The organism is uncultured Alsobacter sp., assembly GCF_945952055.1.
Classification (GTDB): Bacteria; Pseudomonadota; Alphaproteobacteria; order Rhizobiales; family Beijerinckiaceae; genus Alsobacter.
Genome location: NZ_CAMFHB010000029.1, coordinates 71,920 through 84,027, shown reverse-complemented (window position 1 = coordinate 84,027; position 12,108 = coordinate 71,920). Strand labels below are relative to the sequence as shown.

The following is a 12,108-nucleotide window of genomic DNA, read 5'->3' as shown; positions in this document are numbered from 1 at the left end:
TCGGCCCGGGCATCCACGACTTTGCCGGGGCCAACCTGAAGTCGTGGATGCCCGGGCCGAGCCCGGCCAGGACGGCTGAGAAGGACAGTGCAAGCTGGAGAGCGGGACAGGCTCACAAGCCCTGAGAAGGCCGCGGGGCGAGGCCCTCAGTCCATCACCGCTGCCTTGAGGATGCAGACCATCGTGGCGTGGGCGGGCTCGGTGCCGGCGTTGCGCACGACATGGGGGCGATCGCAGCGGTAGCGCAGCGTCTCGCCGGCGCGGGCATGCTGCAGGACGCCGCCGACCTCGACCTCGAACTCGCCCGAGATCACCGACAGGCACTCGATCGAGCCGCGCTGGTGGGCTTCCGACTCCAGCGAGCCGCCGGGCTCGGCGTGGACGTCGTACCACTGCAGCCACTCGACGGTCTTGATCCACCCGAAGATCGCGAGCCGGACCTTGCCGTCGTCGGAGAACAGGACGGGCGTGTCGCCGCGCGTCGTCTTCTCGATGAAGGGCTCCTCGTCGCCCGCCGAGAGCACGCGTTCGATGGAGACGTCCAGCGCCTGGGACAGCCGCCAGATGGTGGCCAGCGTCGGGTTGGTCTCGTTGCGCTCGATCTGGCTGATGATCGACTTGGCGACGCCGCTCTGCTCGGCGAGTTCGGAGAGCGACAGGTTGTAGGCCTTGCGCAGCCGCTGGACGGTCTTGCCCAGCTGCCCGGACAACACGTGAGCCCCCATGTCGAGGGTCTTGGCACGTTCGCGACCTTCGACACCCATGCGACGTCTCCCTTATCGAACCATTCTGTTTTGAATAACGAACGCCCGAATGTAAAGGGCGGGTCTCGCACGGGGGCCCTACCCGATGCGGTGAAGGCCCGCCTCGCGCTCCTTCCGGGCCTGGATGCCAAGCACGCTCTCGCGCCAGATCACGATGAGCCCGGCGACGATGACGAGCGCGGCGCCGACGAGCACCAGCGCCTGCGGCACCTGCCCGAAGATGAAGTAGCCCACCAGCAGCGCCCAGATGAGGGTGGTGTAGTCGAAGGGCGCGATCAGCGAGATCGGGGCGTGCCGGTAGCTCGAGGTCAGGAAGGTCTGGCCGAAGCCGCCCATGATCCCCGCCGCGATCAGGATGAGGGCCTCGCGCGGGGTCGGCGTCACCCAGTGGAAAAAGCACGTGGCCAGGCCCGCGAGCGCCGCGATGGTCGAGAAATAGAACACGATGGCGCCCACGCGCTCGAACTGGGCGAGGCGGCGCACCTCCAGCGTGGCGAAGGCGGAGAAGCAGGCCGCGGCCACCGCGACGCCTGCCCCCAGCGCCTGCCCGTTGCCCGCCAGCCGCCCGACGCCGAAATAGGGCGCGAGCATCACGATCATGCCGACGAAGCCCAGCGCCAGGGCGCCCCAGCGATAGAACCTGACCTTCTCCTTGAGGATCAGGACCGCCAGCAGCGTGGTCAGCAGCGGCGTGATGTAGCCGATGGCGGTGGCATCGGCGATCGCCAGGTAGCTCAGCGCGAAGAAGCCGCTGAACAGCCCGCAGGTGCTCAGCAGGCTGCGGCGCACATGGGCCCAGATGTTGCGGGTGAGGACGCCGTGCGGCAGTTCGCCTTCCCAGGCGAGCCAGATCAGCAGCGGCACCAGCGCGAAGAAGGAGCGGAAAAAGACGATCTCACCCGTCGGGAACGTGTCCGCGACGGACTTCACGAGCGCCTGCATCACCGTGAAGGCGATCGTGGAGGCGAGCTTGAGCGAGATACCGAGGAGGGGCTTCACGACGCGTCGGGCCTGGCGGGGCCCGCAAGGGACCACGGCGGATCGGGGGATGCCAGTGACGGGGAGGAACACCGGCCGCCCGGTGTGTGCATGTCTCAGGCGAAGAGCGCAAGCTTCTGTTCGGCGCTGAGCGCATCGATCGCGGCGAAGGCACGGTACCGCTGGTCGTCGGGAAGATCCCGCTTGACCGGCGCGGGAGGCGCGGCGGGGGTGGTCGCCGGGGGCGGCCTGCGCACGGCGCGGTCGCGCAAATCACGGCCCTCGCGCGGCTCGATGAACACGATGTCGTCGCGGATGCGCGGCGGCGCGGCGTCGACGAGGCTCCGGCGCTCCGACGCCCCGAAGTCCGTCCGCGGCGCGTCCGGCTCGACGGTCCAGGATCCCGACGGGTTGCCGACCTTGGTCTCCAGCATGCGCAGCACGCCCATCACCGACCGCAGGCGGTTGGTGGTCAGGGCATGGCGGTTGGAGACGCGGTAGAGGGCGAGAGCCTGCTGCTCGAGCTCGGCGCAGGCCTCCGCCACGTCGCCGGCCTCGCGCAGCCCCCAGCCGATCTCCTGCAGGTGCTCGGCGATGGCGAACACCTCGGAGTCGGCCGCCTCGGCCACCTTCACCATGTCGTCGAAAGCGCGCTCCACGGAGGCTGCCTGCCCCGGTCCGGCGGCATCGGCGACCGAGGTCGCCAGGTCGCGCTTCAGCCGGCCCACCGCCTCCGCGATGCCCGAGAGGTCGAGGCGCAGGCGCTGCGCATCCGGGCCGCCCCGGGGTGCGGCGGCCACGGCCCCCTCGATGCGCTTCAGCGCCTCGAGAAGGACGATGGTGTCGGCCTGGCGGTTGCGGCGCGCATATTCGGCGAGGAACCAGCGCCCGCGCGACGTCTCCATCACCGCGGATTCGATGGCGGCATAGTCCTCGGCACTCAGGGGCGGCGCGTCGTCGGCCATGCAATCCTCATGGCGCCGCGAATCGAGCGCAGCGTCAGACTGCAAGGGACCATCGCCCGAGGCGGGGAGCAAGCCCGGCCCTACCGGCCCGGTCACGCCAGGGAGGCGACGTAGGCGCGCCATCCGCCGTGGGCGGACACGTCCTGCGCCCCCTCGATCGCGATCGGCTCGCACAGGAACCCCTTCGGCGTGGTCCCGTCGGCCAGGCGCAGCGTCCCGATGCCCAGCGGCGCCGGGATCCCCGCCACGAACCGGCCGAAGCCTTCGGGCGAGAGGGCCCAGACCTCCGTCGCGATGGCACCGCCCTCCCCGTCCGCGACCCTCAGCAGGCCGGGCCGGCGAGGCGGCCCGCCGGGCAGCGCATAGAGCCGATAGCTCGGCTGCGTCGCCACGGCGCGCAGGAAGCGCGCCCCGAGCGACTGCAGTTCGTGGTTGAGCGGCATCCCGGACAGATGCGCGCCGACGACGCAGATCTCGATCTCGCCCGGAGACGCCCGGTCCGGGACGTCGGCGAGGGCCGGCTGGGCCGCGCCAGTGGCGCCCAGCGGCGTGCCGGCCGCGGCCTGGACCAGCCGGCCGATGGCGGCCAGCAGCGTGTCGCGTCCGCGCGGCGCGACGAGCGTCGTGCCCGACGGGAAACCGTCCTGCCGGAAGGGGCCCGGGACCGCCAGCGCGCACAGGTCGAGGAGGTTCACGAAGTTCGTGTAGGTCCCCAGCCGGGAGTTGGGGCCGATCGGATCGGCCTCCAGCTCGGCGACGCCGTAAGGTCGCGGCAGGGTGGGCACGAGCATGGCGTCGATGCGGTTCCAGACGGGTTCGGTCTCGCGCGCCAGTTCGGCGAGGCGGTAGCGGGCGCGGAAGGCGTCCGCCGCCGAGAAGCGGGAGGCGCCCTCGACGATGCGGCGGGTCACCGGGTGGGCGGCATCGGGATGGGCGGCGATGAAATCGCCGACGGCCGCCTGGCGCTCGGCCACGTAGGCGCCGTCATAGAGCAGCTTGGCGACCGCCAGGAACGGCGTGAGGTCGATCTCGACGAAACGCGCGCCCAGTCCGGCATAGTGGCGACGGGCGGCCTCGAAGGCGGCCGCGGACATGGCGTCGCCGTCGAAGAAGAGGTCGGCGGCGCGCGGCACGCCGAGCCGCAGCGCCGGCGCGGACGGAGCCGGTGCCGGCGCCGGCAAGGGCCGCGAGAAGGGATCGGCGGCATCCACCCCGGCCATAACCGAGCAGGCCTGGACGGCGTCGTCCACGGTGAGCGCGAAGACGGACACGCAGTCGAGCGTCCGGCAGGCCGGAACGACGCCGCGGGTCGGCACGAGGCCGAGCGAGGGCTTGAGCCCGACGAGATTGTTGAGGCCCGCCGGAACCCGCCCCGAGCCGGCCGTATCCGTCCCCAGGGCGAAGGAGACGATGCCACGCGCCACGGAGACCGCCGAGCCGGAGCTGGATCCCCCCGGGACGATCCGCGGATCGAAGGTGTTGCGCGGGATCGTATAGGGCGAGCGCACGCCGACCAGACCGGTGGCGAACTGGTCGAGGTTGGTCTTTCCGATCAGAATGGCACCGGCGGCCAGCAGGCGCGCCACGGCCGGGGCGCTCTCGTCCGGCACATAGGCGAAGGCGGGGCAGGCCGCCGTGGTGGGCAGGCCCGCGACGTCGATGTTGTCCTTCACCGCGAAGGGCACACCCCACAGCGGGAACGCGTCCGGCGAGAACGGCGGCAGCGACGCCGCCACGGCCAAGGCCCGCTCGCGCTCGACCAGCGTGATGAAGATGCCGGGATCGTCCGCGGCGGCGATGCGGCGATAGACCTCGCGCACGACCTCAGTCGGCGCGAGGCCGTCGGCATAGGCCTGCCTCAACCTCGCGAGGTCGAGATCGAGGGGACGTCTTTCGGTCGAGGCCATCGCGCACTCCAGGGCGGGCAGTTTGTCCGGTCGGATGCAACCCCCGGACCAGCAGGGAACCGGCAGGACCGATGCCATGGCGTGGAACTTGCGGAGCGGCCGGCGCCCCGTGCGGGCAAGGACGGCACACCGACAATAGCCGAGGCAGGCATGAGCGAAATCCCCGTCATCGACATCTCGCCCCTGCTGCGCGGCGGTGAAGAGGCCACGGCCGCCGTGGCCGCGCAGATCGGGGCCGCGGCCCGCGGGATCGGCTTCTTCGCCGTGACCGGCCATGGACTTCCGCCCCATCAGCTCGACGGCATCTTCGCCGCGGCGCGGGCGCTCTTCTCCCTGCCGCAGGGCGCCAAGGAGGCCATTTCGATCGAGAAGGCCGGAAACAACCGGGGCTGGGTGCGCCTTCGCGGGGAAGCGCTCGACCCGACGCGGCCCGCGGACCTGAAGGAGGCCTTCAACGTCGGCCTGGAACTGGGCCCCGGGCACCCCGAGATCCTCGCCGGCGCGCCGTTTCGCGGCCTGAACGCGTGGCCGGCAATCCCCGGCTGGCGCGACGAGGTCCTGGCCTATTTCGATGCGGTCTGGGCGCTGGGCCGGATCCTGCACCGCCCCATCGCCCACGACCTGGGACTGGAAGCGGACTGGTTCGAGGACAAGCTCGACCGTCCGCTCGCGACGCTGCGCCTGCTGCGCTATCCCCCCGTCCCGGCCGGAGCGGCGGACGGCGCGATCGGTGCCGGCGTGCACACCGACTATGGCAACCTCACCTTGCTCCTGACCGACGACGCGGGCGGGCTCGAGGTGAAGAGCCGCGACGGGCGCTGGATCGAGGCACCCATCCTGCCCGGCACGTTCATCGTCAACATCGGCGATTGCCTGATGCGCTGGACCAATGATGTGTACGTGTCGACGCCCCACCGCGTCGTCCACACGGCGCCGCGCGAGCGGATCTCCATCGCCTTCTTCCTCGACGCGAACCCGGACGCGATGGTGGCGGCCCTGCCCTCCTGCACCGGGCCCGGCAGGCCGCCGCGCTATCCGGCGATCAGCTGCGCCGACTACATCCGCGAGCGGCTGGATGCGACCTATGCCCATCGCCGCGACGAAGCCAAAGCCTAGGATTCGAGCGCAGGGCTGCTCAATCCGTGAGCAGATCTCTTTTGACTGCATACAATTCGCCGGCCTGCATTCGGGCGGCCAGTTGGCACACCCGTTGCCTCATCGATCCCAAGCCGGGAGACGGCGCCACGAGCGGCGCCGCGGGCACACGAGGAGAGCGCAGATGTCGTTCAAGGAAATGGACCGTCGTACCCTGCTGAAGTCCGCGGCTGCCGGCATCGTCGGAGTCGGCGCGGCCGGCCTCCCGCTGCGGGCCTTCGCGGCGGCGCCCACCATCGGCATCGTCTATGTCGGCCCGCGCGACGACTTCGGCTGGAACCAGGCCCACGCCGTCGCCGCCAAGGCGCTCAAGTCCGTGCCCGGCGTGAAGGTGGTCGAGGAGGAGAACGTCCCCGAGACCGTCGCGGTGCAGAAGTCGATGGAGTCGATGATCAACCTGGACGGCGCGAACCTGATCTTCGCGACCTCGTTCGGCTACTTCGATCCCCACATGCTCGAGATGGCCAAGAAGTACCCCAAGGTCGAGTTCCGCCACGCGGCCGGCCTCTGGACCAAGGACAAGCACCCCGGCAACGCCGGCTCCTACTACGGCTACCTGAACCAGGGCCACTACGTGAACGGCGTGGCCGCGGGCGTCGTGTCGAAGACCGGCAAGCTCGGCTTCATCGCCGCCAAGCCGATCCCCACCGTCCTGCTCAACATCAACTCGTTCCTGCTCGGCGCCCGCAAGTCGAACCCGAAGGCCACCGTGCAGGTGATCTTCACCGGCGACTGGTCGCTGCCGGTGCGCGAGGCCGAGGCGGCGAACGCCCTCGCCGACGCCGGCTGCGACGTCATCACCTGCCACGTCGACAGCCCCAAGGTGGTGATCGAAACGGCCGAGCGCCGCGGCCTGCTCACCGCCGGCCACAACGCCTCGCAGGCGCCGCTTGCGCCGAAGGGCTTCATCACCGGCGCCGAGTACAAGTGGGAGACGATCTACAAGGACTTCGCGGCCCTGATCGCCAAGGGCGAGAAGCTGCCGAACTACGTCCGCGGCGGCATCGACAAGGACTACATCGCCAACACCGCCTACGGCGCCGGCGCCAGCGAAGCGGCCCGTAAGGCCGCCGACGCGGCGACCGCCGACCTCAAGGCGAACAAGCCCTACGTCGTCGGTCCGCTGAAGGACAACAAGGGCAACGAAGTCGTCCCGGCCGGCAAGTCGATCGACAACTACGACGTCGCCCTCGAGCAGACGTCCTACCTCGTGGAAGGCGTGGTCGGCTCGATCACCTGATCAGCCTCTCCTGATGCGCCTCTCCTGGGCCGGGCGCCCGAAAGCCCGGCCCCGCGTGCAAAGGCGGACCATCGGTCCGCGCAACGGTTCCAGCGCACCGGCCGCCGATACGGGCCCGCCCGACGGGCGATCGCGAAAGACCCGGCCGCCCTTCGGCGGCCGCGGGGCAGCAGCGGAGACTGGCATGACCGACACCGCACAGGGCAGCCCTGCCCCGACGACCCTTCCGCTCGCGGCGCGCAGCGATTTCGTCGACCGCCTCCGGTCAGGCTCGGAATACGTGGTGATCCCGCTGATCGCTGTGGCGATCTCGGCGGTGCTGTTCTCGATGTTCCTGCTGGTGCTCGGCAAGGACCCGGTCGAGTTCTTCTCGCTGCTGTGGCGCGGCGGGTTTGGAACGGCTTTCTCCTGGCAGAACTCGCTGCTGCGCGCGGCCCCGCTGATCCTGACGGCGCTGTGCGTCGCCCTGCCGGCCCGCGCGGGCCTCGTCATCATCGGCGGCGAGGGAGCCCTCGTGCTCGGCGGCCTCTTCGCGGCGATGATCGCCCTGCCGCTCAAGAACGCCCTGCCCCCCGTCGTCCTGATGCCGCTGATGGCGATCATGGCCATGGCGGCGGGCGGCTTCTGGATCGGCCTGGTCGGCATCATGCGCCATGCGCGCGGCGTCAACGAGACGATCGCCAGCCTGCTGATGTCCTACATCGCCATCGCCATCATGAACTTCCTGGTCGAGGGCCCGCTGCGCGACCCCGCCTCGGCCAACAAGCCCTCGACCGGCCCCATCGGCGAAGGGAACATGGTGACGGCCATTCCGGGCACGGACGTCCACTGGGGCCTCGCCGCCGGCATCATCCTCGCCGTCATCCTGTGGATCGTGATCGACCGGACGACCTACGGCTTCGCGCTGCGCGTGACGGGCGGCAATGCGCGGGCTGCCAAGGCGCAGGGCCTGCCGGTCGGCACGCTGATGGTGTCGTGCTGCGCCATCGCCGGCGCCTGCGCCGGTCTCGCCGGCTACTTCGAGGTCGCCGCGATCCACGGCAAGGCCAACGCCTCGCTCATCGCCGGCTACGGCTTCACCGGCATCCTCGTGGCCTTCCTGGCGCGCCACAACCCGATCGTGATCGTGCCGGTGGCGATCCTGTTCGGCGGGATCGCCGCGGCCGGCGGCCTGATCCAGCGCCGCATGGGCCTGCCCGACGCCAGCGTGCTGCTGTTCCAGAGCCTCATCTTCGTCGTCCTGCTCATCAGCGAGACGCTCTACGGACGCCTGCGCATCTTCCAGCCCCGGACGGAGGCCGAACGCACATGAGCGAGAACGCCGCACTGCTCACCGTCCTCTTCGCCATGATCGGGGGCGCGATCCGCGTCTCCACCCCCTTCATCTTCGTCTCGCTGGGCGAGTGCCTGACCGAGAAGTCCGGCCGCATCAATCTCGGCCTGGAGGGAACGCTGGTGTTCGGCGCCATGGCCGCCTACGCCATCTCCTTCCTCTCCGGATCGCCCTGGCTCGGCGTCTTCGTCGCGGGCTGCTGCGGGGCCCTCCTGGGCGCCGTGCACGGCTGGGTCTGCAAGCTGCCGAGGGTCAACGACGTCGCCATCGGCATCGCGCTGATGACCTTCGGGCTCGGCCTCGCCTTCTTCTTCGGCAAGCCCTACATCCAGCCCGCGGCACCCAGGCTGCCCTCGATCCCGCTCGCCGACTGGACGGGCAACGCCTCCCTCGCGACGGCGCTCAAGGTGAACCCGCTGTTCTTCGTGGGCATCGCCCTCGCCGTCTTCCTGAGCTGGGCCTTCCGCAACACGCGCACCGGCCTGATCCTGCGCACGACGGGCGACAGCGCCGCCGCCGCCCGCGCCATGGGCGTGTCGGTCGACCGCGTGCGCCTGCTCGCCACCACCGCCGGCGGCTTCCTCGCCGGCGTCGGGGGATCCTTCCTGTCGCTCTACTACCCGGGCTCCTGGAGCGAGGGCCTGTCGTCGGGCCAGGGCCTGATGGCCGTGGCCCTGGTGATCTTCGCGCGCTGGGACCCGATGCGCTGCCTGTTCGCGTCCATGATGTTCGGCGCGGCGGGGGCCATCGGACCGGCGCTGCAGTCGATCGGCATCACGCAGGGCTACTACTTCTTCAACGCCGCGCCCTACGTCGTGACGCTCTTCATCATGATCGCCTCCTCATCGACCAAGGGCGCCCTCGCCAGCGCCCCGGGCGAACTGGCCGTGACACGGTGAATCAAAACCTGAAGTAGCGGAAACTTCTTCATACAACTCAGCCTGTTGGATGGTTAACCGGAGAAAGCCGATGAGCGGCCTGGGCGGTCTCAACAAGTCGGACAATGGCGTGGTCATCGGGCTGGTGCAGCTGCAGCTGCCGGTCGTCGTGACGGCCGCCGATCTCGCGGCGCAGACGCAGCGCATCGTCGATCTGGTCGGCAAGGCGCGCCGCAACATGGCGACGATGGATCTCGTCGTGTTCCCCGAATACGCGCTGCACGGCCTGTCCATGGACACCAACCCGGCGATCATGTGCCGCCTGGATGGTCCCGAGGTCGCCGCCTTCAGGGCAGCCTGCCGGGAGAACCGCATCTGGGGCTGCTTCTCCATCATGGAGCTCAACCCGGGCGGTTACCCCTACAATGCCGGCATCGTCATCGACGACCGGGGCGAGCTGCAGCTCTACTATCGCAAGATGCATCCATGGGTGCCAGTCGAGCCGTGGGAACCGGGCGATCGCGGCATCCCGGTCATCACTGGTCCGAAGGGCTGCAAGCTGGCGCTCATCATCTGCCACGACGGCATGTTCCCCGAGATGGCGCGCGAGTGCGCCTACAAGGGCGCCGAGATCATGATCCGGACGGCCGGCTACACGGCGCCGATCCGGGACGCCTGGCGGTTCACCAACCAGGCCAACGCCTTCTGCAATCTCATGGTCACGGCCAATGTCTGCATGTGCGGGTCCGACGGCACCTTCGACAGCATGGGCGAAGGCATGATCGTCAATTTCGACGGCACGATCATGGCCCACGGGACCTCGGGCCGCCCGGACGAGATCATCACCGCCGAGGTCCGGCCCGACCTCGTGCGCGAGGCGCGGACGGGCTGGGGCGTCGAGAACAACATCTACCAGTTGGGTCACCGCGGCTTCACCGCCGTGAAGGGCGGCGCCGGCGACTGCCCCTACACCTTCATGACCGACCTCGCCGCGGGGCGCTATCGCCTGCCCTGGGAAGACCAGGTCAAGGTCACGGACGGCACCTCCTGCGGCTTCCCCGCCCCCACCCGCCGCTACGGCGAAACGCTTCCCGAAGCTGCCGAGTGACCATGGCCACGATCGTCTCCGACCCCTATCCCTGGCCCTGGAACGCCGACCTGCGCCCGCAGAACACGGCACTGATCGTCATCGACATGCAGACCGACTTCTGCGGCAAGGGCGGCTATGTCGACGCGATGGGCTACGACCTGTCGCTGACGCGCGCGCCCATCGCGCCGATCGGCCGCGTCCTCGCCGCCATGCGGGCGAAGGGCTACACCATCATCCACACGCGGGAGGGCCACCGCCCGGACCTCGCCGACCTGCCCCCGAACAAGCGCTGGCGCTCCCAGCGCATCGGGGCGGGCATCGGCGACCCGGGTCCCTGCGGCAAGATCCTGGTGCGGGGCGAACCGGGTTGGGAGATCATCCCCGAACTCGCGCCGCTGCCGGGCGAGACGATCATCGACAAGCCCGGCAAGGGCTCGTTCTGCGCCACCGACCTCGACCTGATCCTGCGCCAGAAAGGCATCGCCAACATCGTGCTGACCGGCATCACCACCGATGTCTGCGTCCACACCACCATGCGCGAGGCCAACGACCGCGGCTACGAGTGCCTGCTGCTGGAGGACTGCTGCGGCGCCACCGACCACGGCAACCACCTGGCGGCGATCAAGATGGTCAAGATGCAGGGCGGCGTGTTCGGGGCCGTCGCGACCTCCGCGGCCCTGATCGAGGCCCTGGCGTGATGGCCACCCGCCGCGCCTTCGTGCATCGCGTGCCGATGGGAGCGCCCGACGACGTTTCGGCGCTCCAGGCCGCGATGGCGCAGGGGCGCATCGATCCCGCCGCCATCGTCGCGATCCTCGGCAAGACAGAGGGCAATGGCTGCGTCAACGACTTCACCCGGGGCTTCGCCTCCATGGTGCTCGCCCGGACGCTCGCGGCCGCCTCCCCCGCCACGGCCGACGGGGTCTGCCTCGTCATGTCCGGCGGAACCGAGGGCGGGCTTTCCCCACACGCCACCGTCATCGAGAGCCGCGCCACCGACGAGCCCGCAGAGGCGGGCGCCCTGGCCGTCGGCCGCGCGAGGACCCGGCCGCTGCCCGCCGAGCACCTCGGCCGGCGAGAGCAGGTCGACAGCGTCGCCGACGGCGTGAGAACCGCGATGGCCGACGCGGGCATCGCCGATCCCCGCGACGTGCACTTCGTCCAGGTGAAGTGCCCCCTGCTCACCGCGGGCCGGGTCGCCGAGGCGGAGGCGCGCGGCCAGCGCACCGCCACCCGCGACACGCTGAAATCCATGGGCCTGTCGCGCGCCGCCTCGGCGCTGGGCGTAGGCCTGGCGCTGGACGAAATCCCGCTCACGACGGCCTTCGACACGGTGATCGGCACGGATTTTTCGGTCTATTCGGGACGGGCCTCGACGTCGGCCGGCGTCGAGCTCGCCGAGCACGAGATCGTCGTCCTGGGCACGGCGCCCGGCTGGGCCGGTCCGCTGCGCATCGACCACGCGGTCATGGCCGACGGGCTCGACGTCGAGCCGGTCCGCGCCGCCCTCGCCCGCCTGGGCCTCGAGGCCGCCGGACAGCTCGATCCCCACCAGCGCGGGCGCCTCGTGGCGCTGCTGGCCAAGGCGGAGGCCGGGTCCACCGGGCGTCTGCGCGGCTTCAGGCACACCATGCTGGACGACTCCGACCTGTCCGCCACGCGCCATGCCCGCGGCTTCGTGGCGGGTGCGCTCGGCAGCCTCGTCGGCCACGCCGAGATCTACGTGTCGGGCGGCGCCGAGCACCAGGGTCCCGACGGTGGGGGCCCCGTCGCCCTGATCGTGTCGAGCCGATGAAGG

General features: G+C 70.4%; 11 protein-coding genes. 7 read left to right on the top strand and 4 right to left on the bottom strand.

Going from position 1 to position 12,108, the window contains the following annotated elements; all coding sequences use genetic code 11:
* Window positions 1–146: 146 nt before the first annotated feature.
* The 4 genes from Q0Q47_RS20040 to atzF all read right to left on the bottom strand — a co-directional run bounded on the left by Q0Q47_RS20040 (window position 147) and on the right by atzF (window position 4,614).
* Complete coding sequence (locus Q0Q47_RS20040) at window positions 147–764, bottom strand: helix-turn-helix domain-containing protein (RefSeq protein ID WP_293863651.1); 618 nt, start codon at window positions 762–764, stop codon at window positions 147–149.
* A 78-nt stretch (window positions 765–842) separates the two neighbouring features.
* Complete coding sequence (locus tag Q0Q47_RS20035) at window positions 843–1,763, bottom strand: DMT family transporter (protein ID WP_293863648.1); 921 nt, start codon at window positions 1,761–1,763, stop codon at window positions 843–845.
* 95 nt (window positions 1,764–1,858) lie between these two features.
* Window positions 1,859–2,707, bottom strand: coding sequence for a hypothetical protein (locus Q0Q47_RS20030; RefSeq protein WP_293863645.1), 849 nt, complete (start codon window positions 2,705–2,707; stop codon window positions 1,859–1,861).
* A gap of 92 nt (window positions 2,708–2,799) precedes the next feature.
* The gene (atzF, locus tag Q0Q47_RS20025) at window positions 2,800–4,614 is read right to left on the bottom strand and encodes an allophanate hydrolase (protein ID WP_293863643.1); all 1,815 of its coding nucleotides are present in this window, start codon (window positions 4,612–4,614) and stop codon (window positions 2,800–2,802) included.
* Between the two features lie 150 nt (window positions 4,615–4,764).
* On the opposite strand from atzF, the gene Q0Q47_RS20020 reads away from it, so the two are divergent.
* The 7 genes from Q0Q47_RS20020 (at window position 4,765) to Q0Q47_RS19990 (ending at window position 12,105) form a co-directional block, all read left to right on the top strand.
* Window positions 4,765–5,730, top strand: a complete 966-nt coding sequence (locus Q0Q47_RS20020; RefSeq protein WP_293863641.1) for a 2-oxoglutarate and iron-dependent oxygenase domain-containing protein — start codon at window positions 4,765–4,767, stop codon at window positions 5,728–5,730.
* 163 nt (window positions 5,731–5,893) lie between these two features.
* Entirely contained in the window at window positions 5,894–7,009 is a 1,116-nt protein-coding gene (locus tag Q0Q47_RS20015) for a BMP family ABC transporter substrate-binding protein (protein ID WP_293863639.1), read from the top strand.
* A gap of 184 nt (window positions 7,010–7,193) precedes the next feature.
* Entirely contained in the window at window positions 7,194–8,321 is a 1,128-nt protein-coding gene (locus Q0Q47_RS20010; RefSeq protein WP_293863637.1) for an ABC transporter permease, read from the top strand.
* Window positions 8,318–9,241, top strand: coding sequence for an ABC transporter permease (locus Q0Q47_RS20005; RefSeq protein ID WP_293863635.1), 924 nt, complete (start codon window positions 8,318–8,320; stop codon window positions 9,239–9,241). The genes Q0Q47_RS20010 and Q0Q47_RS20005 overlap by 4 nt, the downstream gene beginning before the upstream one ends.
* Before the next feature lie 70 nt (window positions 9,242–9,311).
* Entirely contained in the window at window positions 9,312–10,328 is a 1,017-nt protein-coding gene (locus Q0Q47_RS20000) for a formamidase (RefSeq protein WP_293863633.1), read from the top strand.
* A 2-nt stretch (window positions 10,329–10,330) separates the two neighbouring features.
* Window positions 10,331–11,008 (top strand): cysteine hydrolase family protein, encoded by a 678-nt coding sequence (locus Q0Q47_RS19995; RefSeq protein WP_293863631.1) that lies wholly within the window; start codon window positions 10,331–10,333, stop codon window positions 11,006–11,008.
* On the top strand, window positions 11,008–12,105 hold the full coding sequence (locus tag Q0Q47_RS19990) for a ring-opening amidohydrolase (protein WP_293863629.1): 1,098 nt from the start codon (window positions 11,008–11,010) through the stop codon (window positions 12,103–12,105). Before Q0Q47_RS19995 ends, Q0Q47_RS19990 begins: the two co-directional genes overlap by 1 nt.
* The last annotated feature ends 3 nt before the right edge of the window (window positions 12,106–12,108 follow it).

Bases quoted from the DNA above. Each gene is read 5' to 3' on its own strand.
- Q0Q47_RS19990 (WP_293863629.1), top strand. From the start codon at position 11,008: ATGGCCACCCGCCGCGCCTTCGTGCATCGCGTGCCGATGGGAGCGCCC.
- Q0Q47_RS20020 (WP_293863641.1), top strand. From the start codon at position 4,765: ATGAGCGAAATCCCCGTCATCGACATCTCGCCCCTGCTGCGCGGCGGT.
- Q0Q47_RS20030 (WP_293863645.1), bottom strand. From the start codon at position 2,707: ATGGCCGACGACGCGCCGCCCCTGAGTGCCGAGGACTATGCCGCCATC.
- atzF (WP_293863643.1), bottom strand. From the start codon at position 4,614: ATGGCCTCGACCGAAAGACGTCCCCTCGATCTCGACCTCGCGAGGTTG.
- Q0Q47_RS20010 (WP_293863637.1), top strand. From the start codon at position 7,194: ATGACCGACACCGCACAGGGCAGCCCTGCCCCGACGACCCTTCCGCTC.
- Q0Q47_RS20040 (WP_293863651.1), bottom strand. From the start codon at position 764: ATGGGTGTCGAAGGTCGCGAACGTGCCAAGACCCTCGACATGGGGGCT.
- Q0Q47_RS20005 (WP_293863635.1), top strand. From the start codon at position 8,318: ATGAGCGAGAACGCCGCACTGCTCACCGTCCTCTTCGCCATGATCGGG.
- Q0Q47_RS19995 (WP_293863631.1), top strand. From the start codon at position 10,331: ATGGCCACGATCGTCTCCGACCCCTATCCCTGGCCCTGGAACGCCGAC.
- Q0Q47_RS20000 (WP_293863633.1), top strand. From the start codon at position 9,312: ATGAGCGGCCTGGGCGGTCTCAACAAGTCGGACAATGGCGTGGTCATC.
- Q0Q47_RS20015 (WP_293863639.1), top strand. From the start codon at position 5,894: ATGTCGTTCAAGGAAATGGACCGTCGTACCCTGCTGAAGTCCGCGGCT.